Source organism: Halalkalibacter akibai JCM 9157, from assembly GCF_000513135.1.
In the GTDB taxonomy this organism is placed as follows: domain Bacteria; phylum Bacillota; class Bacilli; order Bacillales; family Bacillaceae_D; genus Halalkalibacter; species Halalkalibacter akibai.
This window is the reverse complement of the sequence record NZ_BAUV01000057.1, coordinates 1-19,554: the sequence shown is the minus strand read 5'-3', so window position 1 is coordinate 19,554 and position 19,554 is coordinate 1. Positions and strand designations below refer to the sequence as shown.

The 19,554-nt window shown below is 39.2% G+C and carries 14 protein-coding genes, 11 tRNA genes and 1 pseudogene; 25 read left to right on the top strand and 1 reads right to left on the bottom strand.

Going from position 1 to position 19,554, the window contains the following annotated elements; translation table 11 throughout:
• Nucleotides 1-2: 2 nt before the first annotated feature.
• From JCM9157_RS20190 to JCM9157_RS20125, 14 genes are all read left to right on the top strand, one after another.
• Nucleotides 3-78, top strand: a tRNA-Phe gene (locus tag JCM9157_RS20190).
• Between the two features lie 5 nt (nt 79-83).
• Nucleotides 84-156: transfer RNA gene (locus JCM9157_RS20185), tRNA-Thr, on the top strand.
• A gap of 77 nt (nt 157-233) precedes the next feature.
• Nucleotides 234-318, top strand: a tRNA-Tyr gene (locus tag JCM9157_RS20180).
• Nucleotides 319-326: 8 nt separating this feature from the next.
• Nucleotides 327-400 (top strand) — tRNA-Trp (locus JCM9157_RS20175).
• A gap of 15 nt (nt 401-415) precedes the next feature.
• Nucleotides 416-491 (top strand) — tRNA-His (locus JCM9157_RS20170).
• A 21-nt stretch (nt 492-512) separates the two neighbouring features.
• A tRNA-Gln gene (locus tag JCM9157_RS20165) sits at nt 513-587 on the top strand.
• A gap of 2 nt (nt 588-589) precedes the next feature.
• Nucleotides 590-664 (top strand) — tRNA-Gly (locus JCM9157_RS20160).
• A gap of 16 nt (nt 665-680) precedes the next feature.
• Nucleotides 681-755 (top strand) — tRNA-Cys (locus tag JCM9157_RS20155).
• 14 nt (nt 756-769) lie between these two features.
• Nucleotides 770-855: transfer RNA gene (locus JCM9157_RS20150), tRNA-Leu, on the top strand.
• Between the two features lie 41 nt (nt 856-896).
• Nucleotides 897-973, top strand: a tRNA-Arg gene (locus tag JCM9157_RS20145).
• Between the two features lie 8 nt (nt 974-981).
• Nucleotides 982-1,063: transfer RNA gene (locus JCM9157_RS20140), tRNA-Leu, on the top strand.
• Between the two features lie 313 nt (nt 1,064-1,376).
• Nucleotides 1,377-2,504: an endospore germination permease gene (locus tag JCM9157_RS20135; RefSeq protein ID WP_035667637.1), complete on the top strand. Its 1,128-nt coding sequence runs from the start codon at nt 1,377-1,379 to the stop codon at nt 2,502-2,504.
• Nucleotides 2,473-3,927 carry a spore germination protein gene (locus tag JCM9157_RS20130; RefSeq protein WP_081734266.1) on the top strand — a complete coding sequence of 485 codons (1,455 nt, stop codon included), beginning with the start codon at nt 2,473-2,475 and terminating at the stop codon, nt 3,925-3,927. The genes JCM9157_RS20135 and JCM9157_RS20130 overlap by 32 nt, the downstream gene beginning before the upstream one ends.
• The gene (locus JCM9157_RS20125) at nt 3,924-5,072 is read left to right on the top strand and encodes a Ger(x)C family spore germination protein (protein ID WP_035667633.1); all 1,149 of its coding nucleotides are present in this window, start codon (nt 3,924-3,926) and stop codon (nt 5,070-5,072) included. The genes JCM9157_RS20130 and JCM9157_RS20125 overlap by 4 nt, the downstream gene beginning before the upstream one ends.
• 369 nt (nt 5,073-5,441) lie before the next feature.
• On the opposite strand, the gene JCM9157_RS20120 is transcribed toward JCM9157_RS20125, so the two are convergent.
• Entirely contained in the window at nt 5,442-5,750 is a 309-nt protein-coding gene (locus JCM9157_RS20120; RefSeq protein WP_035667631.1) for a winged helix-turn-helix transcriptional regulator, read from the bottom strand.
• 172 nt (nt 5,751-5,922) lie between these two features.
• On the opposite strand from JCM9157_RS20120, the gene JCM9157_RS20115 reads away from it, so the two are divergent.
• The 11 genes and pseudogenes from JCM9157_RS20115 (at nt 5,923) to JCM9157_RS20070 (ending at nt 18,786) form a co-directional block, all read left to right on the top strand.
• Complete coding sequence (locus JCM9157_RS20115; protein WP_035667629.1) at nt 5,923-6,774, top strand: VOC family protein; 852 nt, start codon at nt 5,923-5,925, stop codon at nt 6,772-6,774.
• A gap of 67 nt (nt 6,775-6,841) precedes the next feature.
• Entirely contained in the window at nt 6,842-7,255 is a 414-nt protein-coding gene (locus JCM9157_RS20110; RefSeq protein WP_035667627.1) for a DoxX family protein, read from the top strand.
• Between the two features lie 187 nt (nt 7,256-7,442).
• Nucleotides 7,443-7,688: a hypothetical protein gene (locus JCM9157_RS20105; protein WP_035667625.1), complete on the top strand. Its 246-nt coding sequence runs from the start codon at nt 7,443-7,445 to the stop codon at nt 7,686-7,688.
• A 30-nt stretch (nt 7,689-7,718) separates the two neighbouring features.
• The gene (locus JCM9157_RS20100; protein ID WP_052013285.1) at nt 7,719-8,267 is read left to right on the top strand and encodes a DUF6241 domain-containing protein; all 549 of its coding nucleotides are present in this window, start codon (nt 7,719-7,721) and stop codon (nt 8,265-8,267) included.
• A gap of 425 nt (nt 8,268-8,692) precedes the next feature.
• Nucleotides 8,693-9,488, top strand: a pseudogene (locus tag JCM9157_RS26155) (carbon-nitrogen hydrolase family protein).
• Between the two features lie 48 nt (nt 9,489-9,536).
• Nucleotides 9,537-11,039, top strand: coding sequence for a sodium:solute symporter family transporter (locus JCM9157_RS20090; protein WP_035667622.1), 1,503 nt, complete (start codon nt 9,537-9,539; stop codon nt 11,037-11,039).
• Between the two features lie 12 nt (nt 11,040-11,051).
• On the top strand, nt 11,052-11,204 hold the full coding sequence (locus tag JCM9157_RS24750; RefSeq protein WP_156321510.1) for a hypothetical protein: 153 nt from the start codon (nt 11,052-11,054) through the stop codon (nt 11,202-11,204).
• Nucleotides 11,205-11,649: 445 nt separating this feature from the next.
• On the top strand, nt 11,650-13,455 hold the full coding sequence (locus JCM9157_RS20085; protein WP_052013282.1) for a GAF domain-containing sensor histidine kinase: 1,806 nt from the start codon (nt 11,650-11,652) through the stop codon (nt 13,453-13,455).
• Nucleotides 13,433-14,071, top strand: coding sequence for a response regulator (locus JCM9157_RS20080; RefSeq protein WP_035667616.1), 639 nt, complete (start codon nt 13,433-13,435; stop codon nt 14,069-14,071). Before JCM9157_RS20085 ends, JCM9157_RS20080 begins: the two co-directional genes overlap by 23 nt.
• Before the next feature lie 133 nt (nt 14,072-14,204).
• Nucleotides 14,205-16,625, top strand: a complete 2,421-nt coding sequence (locus tag JCM9157_RS20075; protein ID WP_235715058.1) for a S8 family serine peptidase — start codon at nt 14,205-14,207, stop codon at nt 16,623-16,625.
• 712 nt (nt 16,626-17,337) lie between these two features.
• Nucleotides 17,338-18,786 carry a S8 family serine peptidase gene (locus JCM9157_RS20070; RefSeq protein WP_035667613.1) on the top strand — a complete coding sequence of 483 codons (1,449 nt, stop codon included), beginning with the start codon at nt 17,338-17,340 and terminating at the stop codon, nt 18,784-18,786.
• Nucleotides 18,787-19,554: the final 768 nt, after the last annotated feature.

The following is a 19,554-nucleotide window of genomic DNA, read 5'->3' as shown; positions in this document are numbered from 1 at the left end:
GTGGCTCAGTAGCTCAGTCGGTAGAGCAATGGACTGAAAATCCATGTGTCGGCGGTTCGATTCCGTCCTGAGCCACCATTTATGCCGGCCTAGCTCAATTGGTAGAGCAACTGACTTGTAATCAGTAGGTTGGGGGTTCAAGTCCTCTGGCCGGCACTCTTTTATACTTGCCTAGTCAATATTTATATTGACAATACAGAATTTGTTTTGTATGATAGGTATTGTATTTTCGTGGAGGGGTAGCGAAGTGGCTAAACGCGGCGGACTGTAAATCCGCTCCCTCCGGGTTCGGCGGTTCGAATCCGTCCCCCTCCACCATTTATTTTAGGGGTATAGTTTAAAGGTAGAACAAAGGTCTCCAAAACCTTCGGTGTGGGTTCAATTCCTACTACCCCTGCCAATTTCTTATATAATGGCGATTGTGGCGAAGTGGTTAACGCACCGGATTGTGATTCCGGCATTCGTGGGTTCAATTCCCATCAGTCGCCCCATTTAAATTATATTTTTTGCGTTGGGCTATCGCCAAGCGGTAAGGCAACGGATTTTGATTCCGTCATGCGTAGGTTCGAATCCTGCTAGCCCAGCCAACGCGGAAGTAGTTCAGTGGTAGAACACCACCTTGCCAAGGTGGGGGTCGCGAGTTCGAATCTCGTCTTCCGCTCCATTTTTATATAATATCTGGCGGCATAGCCAAGTGGTAAGGCCAAGGTCTGCAAAACCTTTATTCACCGGTTCAAATCCGGTTGCCGCCTCCAGATATTTCTGCCGTGCCGGGGTGGTGGAATTGGCAGACACACAGGACTTAAAATCCTGCGGTAGGTGACTACCGTGCCGGTTCAAGTCCGGCCCTCGGCACTTTCTTATTTCTACTAATGAAAGTGTTAATAGAATCTTATGCGCCCTTAGCTCAGCTGGATAGAGTGTTTGACTACGAATCAAAAGGTCGGGAGTTCGAATCTCTCAGGGCGCGCCATTTATTTTGCCGATGTGGCGGAATTGGCAGACGCGCACGACTCAAAATCGTGTTCCTTCTGGAGTGTCGGTTCGACCCCGACCATCGGTATTATTTTAAAAAACGACATTACTTTTAAATTAATAGAAACTCACAAATGTTGATTTATCAATGTTTGTGAGTTTTTTTTTGATTAAATTGGATAAAGTATTAATAACATTCCTCTAATTACACCGTTGTCTTCAGGGTTCTCTTAAAAACCTCCATTACACATATATCACACTCTCAAGGTATGGTTTTACCTGGTAATCTAGTAGTAAGGATTGAGAAGATACAGCCTAATCCTACCATGTTCATGCTCACATACATACTTTTGGAAAACTTTGCTCATCCTATTAACTATAAAGTTAGTCGGGAGACGCCTATGCAAAGTATAATCAAAATTCTAATTCCACGACAATTATTTCTATTAGTTATTCTTTCAACCGGTTTATTAAACCATGTCATCTTAATTCCAAACTTATTAGAAGCTTCTGGAAGAGATAGTTGGATTGCTGTTATTTTGTCTTTCCCTTTATCTCTATTTTTCGCTTGGGTAATTTACCTAATTGTGAAGAATTGCCCGCTGGAAGGTTTTTTTTCATATGTTGAAAAGAGAGTAGGGCGGATTTTTGCCTTTACTTTGTCCATACCTGTTATTGTTTATTTATTCATAGCGTCTTATGTTACGTTTAGAGATTTAATCATTTGGTTAAGTGCCTATTTCTTAGCAGATGCGCCTTTACTAATAATTAATATCATTTTACTGTCGGTTTGTTTTATCGTAACACTTATAGGACTTAAGAGTATGGCGATTGCAAGTGGACTTATTCTTCCTATTGTAATGATTTTAGGTATTTTTATAGCACTTACGAACACAACTTTAAAAGACCCTAGTCTTTTATTTCCTCTATTTGCAGATGGATCTTTACCTGTTTGGAAAGGAGTTATGTATTCATTAGCAGGTATCCTAGAAATCTATGTGGTTGTATTGCTTCAACCCTTTTCTCAAAAGCCAATAAAATTTTATCAGTTGGTGTTACTAGTGCTAATTCTTTACATACTAACTTTAGGACCACTAACTGCAGCGATTATGGAATTTGGACCTACAGAGGCTACCAATTTTCGTTACCCTGCATATGAGCAATGGAGAGTTTTACAAATTGGTGATTATATTAGTCATTTAGATTTTCTGGCCCTCTATCAGTGGTTAAGTGGGGCAATAATTAGAATAGCTTTATTCCTCTACCTGTTGGCAAATTTCTTTACTTCCAAAAAAAAGCATTACCGTGTAAGTGTTAGAGCAGTTGCGATCATCTATTTCGCCCTATTAGGATTGGTGCTTATAAATGTAGAAACCTTTTTTTTCTATCGATTTATTCATAACTACTTTTTACCTGGTTGTATGATTTTCTTCGCCACTCAAATACTACTATCAGCAATCATACTATTCGTTTTGAGAAAAAGGGATGAAAAACAAAATGAAAACGCCAAAAAACAACCCTCCATATAAAGAGGAACTTATAGAAAAAGTAAGTAAATTAAAATCCCTTTTTTCTAAAAGTCAGGATTTCGTTTGCGTGGAGCATCAAATGGAAGTGGATAGCTACCAAATGATTTATATTGAAACCATTATAGACGTTCAGTTTTTAAATCAATCTATTTTACCAAAGCTTTGTTTGGAAACAAGTACTTCCGTATATAGTAGGTTAGAATCTCTTTTTATAGTGGAGGAAATGACGGATCGAAACGAAGAAGATTTATCTTCCATACTGTTAGAAGGAAGCATTTTATTTCATACGAAAGATGGGTTGTTAAGTCTCAAATCTGCTGATTTTCCAAAACGACAACCAGAAGAGTCTGCCTTGGAAACCTCTATAAGAGGGCCAAAAGATGGTTTTGTAGAAGATTTAAAGACAAATATATCGCTAGTTAGAAGACGAATAAATACTCCTTCGTTAAGCTTAGAAAAATATACAATTGGAAAGCGTAGTAAAACTAAAGTTGCGCTTATGTATTTGGAAGATGTAATAGATAAAAAAGTATTAAAAGAGGTTCAAAATAGATTAAATAATGTAGAACTAGATACTTTAACAAGCGCTTATGAATTAGAATCTACGGTTCGAGATAACCCCTTTTCTATTTTTCCAAGTATGGATTTCACAGGAAGACCTGATTATGTTGTTCAAGTATTGAACCAAGGGAGATTTGCCATATTTGTAGATGGAAATCCTACTGTTTCGTTTGCTCCAGTCCATTTATTACTTCAAACCAAATCACCAGAAGATACATACGTTAATTTTGCGTATGTAACAGTTGAACGGGTAATTAGAGTGATGGGAATTATAATAGCTACCTTTTTACCTGGTGTTTGGATTGCATTTTCAGCTTTTAACATCGAACAAATTCCTTACTTACTGCTCGCGACCATTTCAGTTTCGCGATTTGGCTTACCTTTTTCAGCGCCGGTTGAAATGTTTATCATCCTCTTTTTGTTTGAATTATTTAATGAAGCGGGAGTCCGCTTGCCAAGAGCCATTGGGCAGACGGTTGCGGTGCTCGGTGGATTAATAGTGGGGGATGCTGCAATTCGTGCTGGATTAACCTCACCTACCATGTTAGTTGTTGCTGCCGTAACTTATATTTCCTCGTTCACACTAGTGAGCCAATCATTGAGCACAGCTATAACCGTTGTACGGTTTGGCGTTTTATTATTGAGCACATTTTTTGGGTTATTTGGTGTGACACTAGCATTTATTTTGTTGATCATTTACTTTTCTACCCTTTCCACTTTTGGTGTCCCATACTTAGGTTCTCTTGCTCCTATTAGCTTGAGAGAATCAATAAGATCATTTTTGCGAGTCCCTATACAATTTTATAAATCAAGAACTTCCATGACAAGTCCAGAGGATCCTACTAGGGGTAATCAATCATGAAGAGAATGCTACAGTGTCTTGTAATAGTTTGTCTGTTACTGATGACTGGATGTGTTGGGTTAAAGAACATCCAAGATCTGACCTATATCGTGTCAATTGGTATGGATTACGAAGAAGAAAAGGAGGAATATACTGTTTATTTGCAAGGGATTAACTTTGCAAATGTTGCAAAGCTTGAGGGGGGAAAGCCTACGGAAGATATCCCAAACTTTGTAGCTCATGCCTCCGCTGAAACATTAAATTTAGCTGTAAGAGAGCTTTATAAGGTTTCAGAACCTCCACTTTACTTTGGCCATGTCAGTACACTAGTATTATCGCAGCCTTTAGTCGAAAATAAATCTCGAGAAGTGTTGGAGGAGATAGGTAGAAATCGCTCTTTACGACCTACGCTTCATGTTGTCACAACAGAAGAAGACATAGAAGAAATTTTTAACATGGAAGCATTGTTTAATTATCCAGCCATTTATACCGTGTTATTTAGAGAAAAAAAAGGAGGTTTAGCACAAGATGAATTAGTACCTACTTCTTTAATGAATTTTTTACGAGTTTATTATGAACCAATGGGGGTAGCTAAGATTCCTTCAGTGAAAATTGACCAAGATAGTTGGATCGCTGATAAGAAATTTCCCGTTCTTTATTTTAATGGGTATAGTGCATTTCAACAGCAGCAATTTATCAAAAACCTTCCTCTTCAACAATCTGTGTATCTTAATTGGTTAGTGGAAAGAAAAATTTCTATTAATCAAAGAGTGGAAGAAAACGGTGAATTGTTGGCTGTAGTGAAACTAGCTAAACCAAAAGTAAAAATAAAATATGATAAAGATACGTCTATGCCTATTGGCACAATGGAGATTTCTACTAGTGTAGAGTTATTAGAGAAACTGAGTGATATCCCCGTAGAAAAATTAAGAAAACTAGTGGAAGAAGATATAAAGGCAAATGTAGAAGCCATTTACATGGAAGGAATATCAAGTAATCTAGACCTTTTGAATGTAGGAGAAAATTGGTTCAGACAACACCCTAAGCAATTCCGCAAATTAATGGATTCAGAAGAGTTCTATTTGGACAAGGAGGCACTCAAAGAAGTAAAAGTAGACGTGCAAATATTACATTATAATACATACCAGTATGATTTAAAGGGGTAGGAAGATGTAGCAGTCTGTCACCGATAGTATATAAAAAACGAGAAAGATCTCTTCTGATATAAAAGATGAGGCTAGGACAAAACGAAAGTGTTTTAATGAGCATACGAACGATGGAGAACCTTAGCGGAGGAAATATACGTAGACTCCTGCGGGATGAAGGCAAGGGTGAGACCCCGCAGTGCGAAAGCACGAGGAGGCTCACCAGCCGCCCGCGGAAAGCGAAGTGTATTTCCGGAGCGACTGCTACGCTGTAACCATCCTTTTTCGTTCGTATTTAAAAACGGTTTTGTCCCAGCCTCTTTTTCATATCAAACTGTATGTCTTACCTAACTCTAAATATAAATAGTGGACGGTTATATAGGCGTTCTTTTATGCTTCTAACCAGTTTTGTGACCATTGTTCAATCTCTCGCATGAGAGGTTCAAGGGCAATGCCTTTTTCAGTCAATGAATACTCAATTCTAACTGGAGTTTCCGGGAAAACGTTTCTTTTAACGATACCTTCGTGTTCAAGATCTTTTAACCTTTCTGATAGGACCCTGCCACTAACACCGATGGATGATTCTATACTGCAAAAACGCTGTGGACCAGATAGAAGCTGGTAGATAATTAACCCTGTCCACCTTTGGCTTAAAAGACCCATCGATTTCTCGAATCTGGGGCAAATCGACTTATCCATATAAATCAACTCCTTACCTACTGTTATTATAGACTGTTTTAAAAAATAAATAAATTACTTTCTATTATATAGTTACTTGACTAAAATAAGTTGTAATAATATACTTACTTACATAAAGTAACTAACTAATAAGTTTTGTAGATAACTATTAAATCGTCAGGGGGTATTTAAAATGAATTTCCATCGTGAACCTATCACCTTTGTAGGTCAAGTAAATCTAAAGGTACAAAAATTAGAACGTTCTATCGCTTTTTATAAAGACGTCATTGGCTTTAAGGTGTTAGATCAAACGGCAAACTCCGCAATCTTCAGTGCGGATGGAACAACCGCTTTATTATCAGTAGAACAACTAGATAATATCATCCCGAAACAAGAAAGAACGACGGGATTATATCATTTTGCACTCCTTCTACCTAAGAGAACGGATTTAGCTAACATTGTCGCGTATTTTACGGAAATTGGATTGCGGTTCGGTTCCTCTGACCATCTTGTAAGCGAAGCGCTGTATTTCTCTGACCCAGATGGAAATGGAATTGAAATCTACGTGGACCGAGGCGCTTCTGAATGGATTTGGAAAAATGGCGAGGTAGCAATGACAGTCGATCCATTGAATTTCCCTGACCTCCTATCTGTTGCGAATCAACAGTCATGGAAAGGTCTACCTGCTGAGACAGTTATGGGGCATATTCATTTGCATGTCTCGGATATGAATAGCACAGAAGAGTTCTACACGAAGGGACTTGGTTTTGAAGTCGTAAGCCGTTTCGGCTCTCAGGCACTCTTTATTTCAGATGGTAACTACCATCATCATATTGGCTTGAATACCTGGAATGGCGTAGGTGCACCCACGCCGCCAGCTAATAGCGTTGGACTTGAATCGTTTACTCTAATGATCTCAAGTGTGGAGAAGAAGAATAAAATGATCACCCAGTTAAAAGAGATTGGCGCTTCTGTCACGGAAGAAAATGGTTTTACAATGGTGACAGATCCTTCAGGAAATCGAATACGCTTAGTGGCTAAATAACTAGGGGAGATTACTAAGCTAATATAACTAAACACATTTTTTTGAAAAATTGGAGGAAAAAAAGATTATGATAAACAAAAATGAGATTGGACCATTTTTATTACGTCTAGTGTTAGGGATTGTATTTTTGGCTCATGGAGCTGCTAAATTTCAAGGTGGCATCGAAAATATAGCTGGTTGGTTTGATAGTATAGGGTTACCTGGAGCACTTGCTTATGTTGTGGCAATCATTGAATTAGTTGGTGGGATTGCTTTAATCCTCGGACTTGGAACACGAATTGTTTCTGCATTAATAGGGCTTATTATGGTTGGGGCTATTTTTACGGTAAAATTAGCTGCAGGATTTCTAGACGGGTACGCTTATGATCTTGTATTACTCGTTATGGCTGTTTACCTAGTATTGAATGGTAGTAAAATGCTATCACTTGATCAACTTTTCTTTAAAGGACAAGAAGACAATAATACCATTGCATCAGCGTAAGTCCCTGTGCTGATTCTCACAAATGTTGATACAATGTTTGTGAGTTTTTTTGTTTTGTAGGAATTGGTTGACGGGATACGTTTAGCATTGTCATCAAGACTTTATTTGGTGAAAACTACCATTTCACTCTAGTAACTAGACACGCTTCATTCTACAATGTAACTAAGACATTAAAAGGAGCGATAACATGAGAAGCAAATACATATCAGATGCTATAGGAGTTTTGATGAAGCTATTCTTCCAAAGCGAGACCGAAGGCACATATCTAGCAATGAGAACATTAGAATTTTACATTGATGAAATGGACATGCTTAAAGATTTAGAATCAGTTGCGTTTGAAGTAGAACACCAGAAAGCATATGCACTGTTGCCAAAATTTAAGTTAATAGATAGTAAGTCGGTTGATGTGCTTGAGGAAATGCTGCGAGGTTAACAGGGAGAAGTAGATAAGGAGCTTTTGAACATGAAAAAGAGTATGGTTATTACAATTATTGCAGTTGTTGCGATTGCTACTGGAATTTATATATATAACATTTTACATAATGAAGAAGGATCAATTGAAATTGTTGAAGAAGGGGAGTCTGTCAAAGAAATTGAATATGAACTTGAAGCAGACCATGTGTTAGTAGAAAATTTACCATCACCTGAAGATGAATTTTCTATGACAATGAATGAAGAAGAAGTTTTATATGTTATTCATGCAATGAGTCATCAGAAAGTTCGAGCAAAAGTTAAATGGTCGTTCATCCTTATGACTCCGGAACGAGTGGACAGAATGGTTGAAATTGTTGAAGCGAATGACTATAAATATCGAGAACGCTACTTAGATATTTTGTATCGCTGGCAAGAAGGAGATTTCAGTCAAGCTGATAAAGACCATAACTATGTGTGGCACCTTCAAAGAGGAACGGTTGGAAAAGCAAAAGGTTTATTGTCGCCACAAGAAGAATTGGAATTTATTCAAAGTCGTACTGCTGGATCTGAAATATCTGAAGAAGAAGACACTCACTGATAAGTGTCTTTTTTAATTGTTTTAGAGTTCTGACTTTTAAGTACATTAACTTATCAGCAAATATCTTCACTAACCTAGTTCTCTCATATTTTATTTCATTGGTAGATCAATAAATAAAACATGAACTAGTTAAACATTATTTAAGAGTTAGAACGAGGGACTAGATATTTTTATCTAGTCCTCTTAAAATATCAGTGTGACTATATCTTACAGCCCTACTGATATAAAAAGCATTGAATGATAATCTTGTCTACAAAAGAGAAATTATCCCCAGTCCTACTAGTACTATAAAAAATAAAAGAAGCATAAGTTTTTAGTGTGTACAATGATTTCACATTTACCCAAAAGCCAGGAGTATAGGGCATTATACTAGCTGTCCTTTTATTACATAAAAGAATTGACGAACTCGTCGAGGGGAGGCCGAAATGCCGAAAATCTTATTAGCACAAATAACACCTGTTTTACATGATAAGAAGGCCAATCTAATTTTATTCGAAACGTATATGAAAGAAGCTTCAGAAAAGGGAGCAGATTTAATTTTGTTTCCGGAACTGTCCTTAACTGGTTATTTTACAAGGGACAAAACTGTAGAATTGGCTGAATCGATTGAGGATGGAAAAAGTATAAAGCAAATTTGTCAGTGGGCAAAAAAGTATCAATTGAAAACAGTTTTTGGTTTTCCTGAAAAGAAGGATGGGAATGTTTATAATTCTGCTTGTATGGTTGATTCTGATGGGTCGGTTATTGGGGCATATCAGAAAGTCCACTTGTGGGATGAAGAGGGCAAATATTTCTCGGCTGGGGAAAATTATTATGTGTGGGAGACTGATATTGGTAAGATCGTTGATGATTTGTTATGATTCAGAATTTCCTGAAGTGGCAAGAACATTGGCATTAAAGGGTGCAGAAATTATCTTAGCTCCAACTGCTAATATGTCTCCACTTGAACATTCACAGCAGATTTATATACAAAGTAGAGCAGCTGAGAATCAAGTTTTTGTGGCTACTACGAATCAAATTGGTTTGGAGGAATCAACGTATTTCTTTGGTGAAAGTGCTGCAGCGAATCCTTTTGGAAGATTGCTTGTCTTAGGGGATCAGACGGAATCAAGTTATTTAGTTGAAATGGATCTTCAATTGATTTCAAAGGCTAGAACAGGTTTTTGTTATCATAAAGACCGTAAACCGAGTAGCTACAAAGAATTAACGAAGCACCCATAATTTTTTTAAATAATAATATCAGAATTTTCAAATATAAGGAGGTTGTCTATGAATGCTGGCTTAGGGTATCTCATTTTGGTGTTATTTACTGTTATTTTAATAGGGATAGCATTACGAATCCATAAGAGAAATGCGTTAGGAAATGTGGATGAACTCTTAACGGCGGGAAGACGAGTTCCTTTTGGCTTTGTTGCTGCTAGTGTCTTTGTCGCATGGGTATGGACGGGAACCATTATGGCGTCTGCGGAAGCGGGTGTATGGTTTGGGATTAGTGGTGGGTTTAACTACGGATGGGGAGCGATTGTTCCGTTTTTAGTTTTTATTCCGATTGCTTTGCGTTTGCGAAAAATCATGCCTAAAACGACAACTTTTATTGAATTTGTAAGAGAACGTTATGGGACAAAACTAGCAAATGTCTTTTTTGTCTTTGGTGTGGCGTTGGTTCTTTATGTGTGTGTGATGCAGGCTGTTGGAATTGCTTATTCATTTGAGTATGCGTTTGGAATCAATTATAAATTTATTGCCTTCGTTTGTTCGATTTTATTTGCCGGTTTCATTGCTATTGCAGGACTTAGAGGCTCTATTTATAATTCACTTTTTCAGTTTTTCGTTATTATGCTAGTCGTTTTTATAACCGTTCCTTTTATTATTAAAGAAATTGGACTTGAGACGATTTATCAAGGTCTTCATAGTGCAGCAACCGATCCAACGAACCCTAACTACAATCCAGATGCTTTAAACTTCTTTGCACCTTCAGGACTTCGGTACGGGATGGCAGCTGTTGTGATTGCTATGGGGCAGGTTGTTTTAAGTCAAGGATATTACTCTACGGCCCAGGCTTCTGCTAGTTCTCGGAATTTATTTTGGGCTTATTTAATTGGAACGATTGTTGCTTGGTTGCCAATTCCCATTATCTTTGGAAATGTAATTGGCGGAAGCGTCTTTGCACTTAATGTCTCCGCTGATGAATTGGCTGTTGCAACAGGAGCAGCACCGTATATCTTCAATTACTTCTTAGGAAGTTATGGATCCGTATTGTTCGTTATTCTGATATTTATGGCAGGTTTAACAACTGGTGGGAACGGGTTAGCTGGTGTTCAAGCGATGTTTACGATTGACTTTTATAAGAGATACATTAACAAAACATCGACAGAGAAACAGCAGGCTAGTTTCGGAAAATACATTACTCTGCTTTGTGGGGTTGTTATTGGTGTAAGTGCGATGATACTTGATGGCGTATCGCTTTTAGAAATTGATATTTTTAGTGGGATCTTATTTGCAGCACCTACGGCTTCACTAATCTTGGGATTATGGTTACCAAAACTCAATGCAAAAGTCGCGTTTCTTTCCATGGTTGTCGGCTTAGTTGCAGGTTTGCTAGCTTACTTTATGATAGCAGATGATGAGCTGAACTGGTTTGTTGGAAACATTCTTGCATTGGGCTTACCATTTGTCATCATCTTAGCTTCTCTCCCGTTTGTCAAACAAACCTATGATTACAGCAAATTAAAAGATTATACACCTGAACATGAAGTGAAAACTATTGGTTAGGGGTTGATGTAGATGATGTCATTTGAGGCTTTTACGATTTATTATTGGGTTATTTTTATCTGGGGCGGGTTAGGGATGTTGTTTATCGCAGTTGTCTCTTTAAAGGAGTTGTTTTCTCAGATAAGAGCTGTGAGGAAGGAACGTAATAGAACGATGGATGTATAGACGTTGAGTGAACTGCTTAAAGGTAACTTTTTACTTGCAATACTCTGGGCATGAGTTCGATCTTGGACTCATGCTTTTTAGGTGCGATAACTACCCTTTTATCGGAAAATATATGTGGTGGCAAGTACTGTTACTAGTTTTCATTAAAATAATTACCTAGTGTAGCTTTGAAGCTACTAGTTATTCGTTAATACAACTAAAGTACTATAAGAATATACCTTAGGTGGAATTGCTATCTTCCTAATCTTTTAGTTTAATAAAAAAGACGATTCAATTCGTTTACCGGTAATTGGTTAGTGGTTCCGCCATTAGACCAGTGCCGGATTTTTTTTAGGGTCCTATTTACAATAGTCTTTCAATATAATAACGTTAAATAAGTTAGAAAGGGGCTGTTAGTATTAATCAAGAAACCTTACAGAAAAAAGAGAAATTAGCTAATGTCTATATGGCTGTCATTTCACTTCTCGGGTTCGTAGCTGTAGTGACAAGCCTCTTTGCTTTTGAAATCAGTGATCATTTTATGATTTTTTTCTTGTTGGTTGTCTTCTTAGGGGTTACGGAATTCTATCCTTTTCCGGTCTGGAGAGGCTATACTACACTGAGTTTTCCGATTATTTTTACAATTGATCTTGTTTATGGACTAGAAGTGATGGTCGTTGTCTATGCCCTCGTTGTCCTTCTGATCAATGTAATTCAAAAACGTCCACTTCGAGTGGTTTGCTTTAATCCCGCACAGCTTGTTTTAAGCTATCTAGCTGCAAAGGGACTGATGTGGTTCGTGTTTGCGGTATCTCCCGTACTACATGAACTAACGATCTCTTCCTTTTTAATTGAAATTATTCTCGTGACGTCTTTCTTTTACATCATGAATAACTCCATCGTAGATATTGTTCTTTTAATTCGACCACAGCCTTATCCGCTCGTTTTATGGAAAAAGAAGTCAGTTTCAGAAGCGTTAAGTTTCTTCTTTTCGTTAGTTTATGTGATCCTGCTTTACTTTCTTGGTGGACAAAATCGAGGAATCATTGATGCCTTCTCCTTCTTTTTCTTCTTTTCTCCGCTGATCGGGCTTGCTTTATTAGGTGCGAGCAATTCCCGTCTTCGTAAGGAAAAGAATCGCCTAAAGGCACTGTTTCTGATGACGAAGCGAATAAACAAGCGACTACCATCAAAGAACTGGATTCAGTCTTTGCAACATGGAATTGAAGAGCTACTAGATGTAGAAGCGACCATCCTTTGGATCAAAGAAGAAGGCGAATGGAAGAGTGCGCTCCTAGAAGGCCGAATTAATAAAAAGAATCAGCTAGACCCTAATGATTTGGAGCTCGACTCCATCGTTAAACCAACTATTTTTCCCGATCATCGAAAAGAGACAAGTCCAGCTGAGTCTTTTTTTGAAAAAGGATTAAAAGCTTCAGTCTATGCCCCTTTATACATTGAAAAAGAGCTTGTTGGGATGCTCATTGTGGCCAGAAGCCGAACCCACAGTTTCAATGAAGAAGATAGTCAATTGATTAATGCATTAGCCAATCAGCTTGCGGTCGTGGTGAAGACAAGGCTATTAATCTCAGAACAGGAAAAACGAGTGGTATTAGAAGAAAGAAATCGCATTGCTAGAGAGATTCATGATGGGATCGCACAAACATTAGCAGGTGGGATCATGAAGCTTGAAACCGTCAAACGAACATGGAAAACAGATCCCGCACGCTCCTTAGCAACAATCGAGGACAGTTTGGAGAAGCTGCGCCACAGTTTGAAAGAGGTCCGAGAGGTGATCTATGCCTTGCGTCCTTATCCGACTGAGCATGTCAGTCTCAAACAGGCCATCAATAAACGAATTTCGATCATTGAAGAGGAACACAATGTCAAGATTTCCTTTGAGGTCCGAGGCAAACCAGTGATCTTAGAGAATGAAGTGGAAAAAGTAATGTTTGATACATTGCAGGAAAGTTTGCAGAATGTAATCAAGCATGCCCGAGCAACAAAAATTGAAGTGCTATTAAGCTATCAGACGGAGCATGTTCTATTGAAAATTAAAGACAATGGCGAAGGATTTTCATTAATGGACGCAATGATTAAAGCCCGAAACGGCTCTCATTTTGGCATTATTAGTATGAACGAAGAAGCAAAAAAGATTGAGGCATCACTTCAAATTGAAAGCAGTCCTGGCAATGGCACAGTGATTATGTTACAAGTTCCAAAGTGTTTAGAAGAAGGGAGAGGTGTATATGATTACGGTAATGATTGTTGATGACCACACGGTGTTAAGAGACGGGTTAAAAAGCATTTTTGAAATGGAAAATGATATTACAGTGATCGGAGAGGCAGAGTCGGGAGAAGCGGCATTAACCTTAGTTCCGGAGTTGAAGCCAGATGTAATTATAATGGATATTAACCTTCCAGAACAAAATGGGGTAGCGATCACCCGCCAATTAAAAAACGATTTTAAAGAGATCAAAATTTTAATGCTAACGATGCACAGCCATGAAGAATATTTCATGTCAGCCATTCGAGAAGGAGCGGATGGGTATCTGTTAAAAGATGCCCCTTCTGATCAAGTGGTGGAAGCGATCCGAACAGTCATGAGAGGAGAGGCCGTTATTCATCCATCGATGACGAAGAAGCTTCTCAATTTTCATCAGCAGCAAAGCGCTACAGCAAAAGAGACAGAGCTGTCTGAACGTGAGAAGGAAGTGCTTGCCTGTCTTGTCCAAGGGCTAAGTAATAAGGAAATAGCCGAAAAGCTTTTTATCAGTGACAAAACCGTTAAAATCCACGTAAGCAAAATTTTCAAGAAGATTAATGTAAAGAGCCGCTCACAGGCCGTTATCCATGCGATACAATATCAGCTTGTGCCAACACCATAGTACATAGGTAGTAGTACGTGACAGTACTTCTGCCTTTTTTTTTATATCTTCTGAGTAATAGTTTTGTTTCTAGTAAAAAGAGATACTTAACATAAGAATTTTATTATTCAGATTATAAAAGGAGGAGTTCCATGTGAAAAGACATCTATCTGTTTTTATGGCAATCGTCGTAATCTTTTCGGTTGTAGGATTTAGTTTATCTGTTTCGGCTTCGAAGCTGTCGGTCATTGATGGCGTATTACAAAAGGTACTAGAACAGGCAACCGCACCGGTTGAGGTGATTGTCACGTTTGAAGGGGACGGTGCTCCAACAACCGAACATCTTAATCTACTAAAAGAGATCGGAATTACTACAGGCGTAACGCTCGAAAACCTTCCGATCGCAGGCGTACTAGCAACAGCAGAGCAAGTAGAACTATTAAGCAAAAAAAGTAACATTCGCTCATTGTACTACAATAGCAAAGTCGAGTTTGAAAATGCGGAAGCAACGGCGCTAACAGGTGTGGACCGAGTTAGAACGGACGGGGATATGCAGAAGCAAAACGGTGGTTTTCCTGTGTCAGGAAAAGGTGTAACGGTTGTCGTGAATGACAGTGGTGTAGATGGAACGCACGACGACCATAGGTTTGGCGATCACCTCGTTCAAAATGTCCTGGCTTCGACCAACTTAAACGCGCTTAGTGGGTTGTTGCCAATTACGTATGTAGAAGGTGTTCCAAATACGGATAATAGCTCTGGGCACGGAACACATGTAGCTGGCACAGTTGGTGGCACAGGGGCTAAATCAGGAGGCTTACATGAAGGAGTCGCACCAGGTGCTGGGTTAATCGGTTATGGTTCTGGGGCAGGTGTCGCCATTTTAGACACAATTGGTGGCTTTGATTACGCGCTGACGAATCAGCTGAAATATGATATTCGTGTGATTACCAATTCATGGGGAGCAACAAGTGATGCCGGAACGGATTTTGATCCAAACCACCCTGTGAACGTGGCTACCAAGAAATTATTCGATCGAGGGATTGTGACGGTATTCTCTGCTGGAAACTCAGGGCCAGGAGATTCAACGATTACAGGTAACTATAAAAAAGCACCATGGGTCATCACAGTAGCAGCGGGTACGAAGCAAGGAACATTAACGAACTTCTCATCGCGCGGTGTAAAAGGAAAAGGTGGTACGGTAACAGTTGATGGAAAAGAATGGACATGGGAGGATCGGCCAACGGTTACAGCACCAGGTCAAGACATTATCTCAACCCGTGTTGTTTCCCCGACAACTGCTTTAAGTATAGACAAAGATGCTGAACTCATTGAGCCTGCTCACCTTCCGTATTACACAACAATGAGTGGAACGTCAATGGCTGCCCCACATGTAGCAGGAATTGTCGCGCTAATTCTCGAAGCAGACCCAACGTTATCCCCTTTAGAAGTAAAGGAAATTTTACAAAATACAGCTACCAACATGCCTGGCTATCAAGCGTGGGAAGTAGGAGCTGGATATGTGAGTGCCTATGCAGCTGTTGATGCAGCACTAACTGGAAAAAAGTACGGGCAAACGGTCAACATGAACAAAGCGTTTCATGCTCACGCCGAAATGGATACAAAGCGTGAGGCGATGACGATTGATTACAATCCATTACTAGGTGGAAATAAAACAATTAAAGTCGAAAAAGGATTAACGGAACTCATTGCCAAAATTGATGCCAAAGGGTTATTAGGCGAAACAGGGAACACGGTTCGACTGACATTAGTAGACCCAGAAGGAAATGAATTTTCATCAGGAATTCCTGTGCTGTTCACCCTGTCAACAACTAGGACAGTTCAAGTGCCAGCTCCTACACCAGGGACATGGACAGTAAAAGTAGATGGGTTAAACGGTCTTTCGCTTCCAGAGACGATTCAAGGGGAAGTAACCTTTAATCGTGCAAGCGGATTTTCTGGTATAGATGATATTGCGAATCATCCAGCAGAAGCAGCCATTCAAGTAGGAGTTACTCATCGTCTAATTGACGGATATTCTAATGGCAAATTTCGACCAGACCGGAAGTTAACAAGAGCGGAATTAGCGGAGTTTTTAGTAATGGGTACGGGAGTGCGTCAATATCTAAGTGCCACGACAGGCAATCCATATATTGACGCGGTGACAGCCAAAGGTGCCGCACTCAAGGATCTGAATCATGTCAATAATGGGGTAATGCGTTTAGCTGCCAGCGAGAGCTTTCAGCCAAATGGTTCCGTGTCACGTGCTGAGCTTGCATATTCACTCGTTCAAAGTTTAGGTTTACAAGAAAAAGCGCAAAGTCACAAAGGGGACGTGACCGTTCAGTATCGAAATGAGCGCGTAAAGATTGAAGATGCGGATCAAATTCCTGCTGATTTACGTGGCTATGTTCAGTTGGCTTTAGATTTAAACATCTTACATGCGACCTTCTCTGTCAGCCAAGGACGTTTTGACTTGCAGCCAACCGTTCATGCCGTCTTCAAGCCGGAAGAACACATCACTCGCGGTGATTATGCTGTTGCAGTGACAAGATACTACGCAACGTATTTGAAATAATATCAATTGAAAAAATAAGAACAAAAAAGCTTGAGGAGCATTTTACTGCCCTCGAGCTTTCTTTTTCATTTAACCTAAGGCTCCTGCTTGTACATGTTCATTAACTCGAATTTTAGTAAATAAGCGGAGAAAATTCTCTTAATCAGGAAGTAGCATTGAAAATAGCTTAAATAGACGGAAAGATTCCGACTATTAACTCAAAAAACGTGAAAATGGGCAATTTTCCGTTGCTTAATCGGAAAAACTCCGCTTATATCCCTCCGAACCGCCTCTAGTCTCTAGTCTAACGGAAAAATTTCCGCTTATTGGCTCTCTCCATACCTCATACTAAGGTTGATCTATCTCAATTTTAATACGTTAAAACAACTCCTGAAAAATTCCACTACAATTTACCAATCTCTTAGTCTGTCCGAGACAGACTAAATCACATATCAATTAACAGATAATATATACCCTCTGTAGATGTTTTTCCTCTAAGTGAACCGGACCTAATGCAAACGAACATACGGAGGACGATTCCCCCATAAAAACAACCTTTTTGCCCAAGTACTAGTTCAAATCACAAGGTAGACTACAACCCGATACAACCTTTGTACGATTCAAGATAGTACGCTTGTGCTTCAGATTATATCCTTTGCTGAATAGGCGTAACTCTACAAATCCTTAATAATAAAGATAGTTCAACAATTTACTAGCGAAGGAGATAAGAAAAATGAAGCGAAGAATGTTGCAATGTTTCATTGCTTTACTTGTGTTGACTCCATTTTTTTATGTTAGTGGCACGCAGACCAGTGCAGTAGGAGGTCTCTTACAAAAAACAGTACAAAGCTTGAGTACAACAATTGATCCGGAGCTTGAGAAACTATTAGGGACTGAAATTGGTTTAGTTGAGGTAATTGTTACCTTTCACGGGGATGCGGCACCAACGAAAGACCACGTGAAACTGTTAGAAACACTTGGAATTACATCAGCCTCGCTCATGAAAAATGTACCGATTGCCGGAGTGCTTGCTACTCGTGACCAAGTAAAGGCATTAGCTAAGAAGGATGAGGTACGTTCTATCTATTTAAATACGGAGCTAGAGTTTTACAATGCAGAATCAAATGATATTACTGGAGTTACCAAAGTGCGCACAGATGATCAAATGCGTAAGAAAAATGGCGGCTTCCCTGTATCAGGTAAAGGAGTAGGGGTGGTTATCAACGATAGTGGTGTTGATGGCACTCATGATGACCATAAATTTGGTGCAAACCTGGTTCAAAATGTATTAGCAACAACCAACTTAAACGCACTAAGCGGACTTCTTCCGATTACGTATACGGAAAATGTCGTGAATACCGATACGAACTCTGGACACGGGACACATGTGGCAGGGACGGTTGGTGGAACAGGGGCAAAATCAGGTGGGAAATATGAAGGTGTAGCTCCAGGAGCTGATTTAATCGGTTACGGATCTGGTGGTGTGTTATTGGTCTTAGATGGTATTGGCGGATTTGATTATGCGATCACCAATCAAAGGAAATATGACATTCGCGTAATTACGAATTCGTGGGGCTCTTCAGGTGATTTTCATCCAGACCATCCCATTAACGTAGCGAGTAAGAAAGCTTATGACCGAGGAATCGTTGTCTTATTTGCAGCCGGAAATGCAGGGCCATCCGAAAATACACACAACCCTTATGCTAAAGCTCCATGGGTTATCTCGGTAGCAGCAGGAGTGAAGGATGGAACACTTGCTAACTTCTCTTCAAGAGGAACAAAAGGAGAAGGCGGAACGTTTACAGTTGACGGGAAACAATGGACATGGAAAGATGAGCCGACGATCACAGCACCAGGTGTAGATATTATCTCAACAAGAGTAATTGCTCCGTTATCTGCAGTGTCAGCTCAAAAAGATGCAGAATTAATTGAACCAGCATACTTGCCATACTATGCATCAATGAGTGGAACATCGATGGCAACCCCGCATGTTGCTGGAATCGTTGCATTAATGCTTGAAGCAGATCCATTGTTATCACCAGATGAAGTAAAAGACATTCTGCAACGAACAGCAACCAATATGCCAGGGCGTGAGTCTTGGGAAGTAGGAGCAGGTTACGTGAATGCGTACGCTGCACTTGAGGAGATTTTTTTCCCGACCATGAGTAAGGGCAAGCGCTAAATCGGACGGTAACGTTTCATTTAATAGAGCAAAAATGCCGAAATTTTTTTTTAGCATCATTAATAATAGCAACTTTCTGGGCGTGAGTTTGAAATTGAACTCATGCCCTTTTTGGGTTCTTACCACCGAAAAACAAATAGCTTATCGAGAAGATTACTGGAAAACACCAATTGAAGATTTTGAGATGAGCTTCAGAATTAACTTTATTTCCATTGTTACATCTGTAATCGACTAATTCCAAAGATGATGGAACGTGGCTTTGGCCGTGTGATTAATACAACTAGTGGAATAAAAAATGAACCGGCTGTTTATTTTTTTGTACGGAACATTGATTTTGATATGCTGGCAAGTAGAGGGCGGATTTGCGTTAACATCTTTGTACATTTCTTGAAAATTACCTCAGGGTTTTTAAAGTAGTCGGGATTTAAATAAGAAAAGAATTGCTTCCGCAGGAGAGCGAACATAAAAAGAGTTAGACTCCTTACCTGTAAAAAATAAAGATAAATTACGGGTGGTTACAGGGGCTTACTGAGATTATTGACTTGTGTGTCGAACTATGATAGATTATTAAATCTAGCCGCAAAAATTAATTTTAAATTAATGCTTGCGTAGAATTTTTATTCGTGATATATTAATTCTTGTCGCCACAGACGATTAGTTATTTTGTTGGCGAGTGCGTAAATGACGTTTTAAAAAAGTTGTTGCGCAGAAATGATTATTATGTTATGATAGTTTATGTTGCTGAGGAAAACAGCGACAAACAAACGA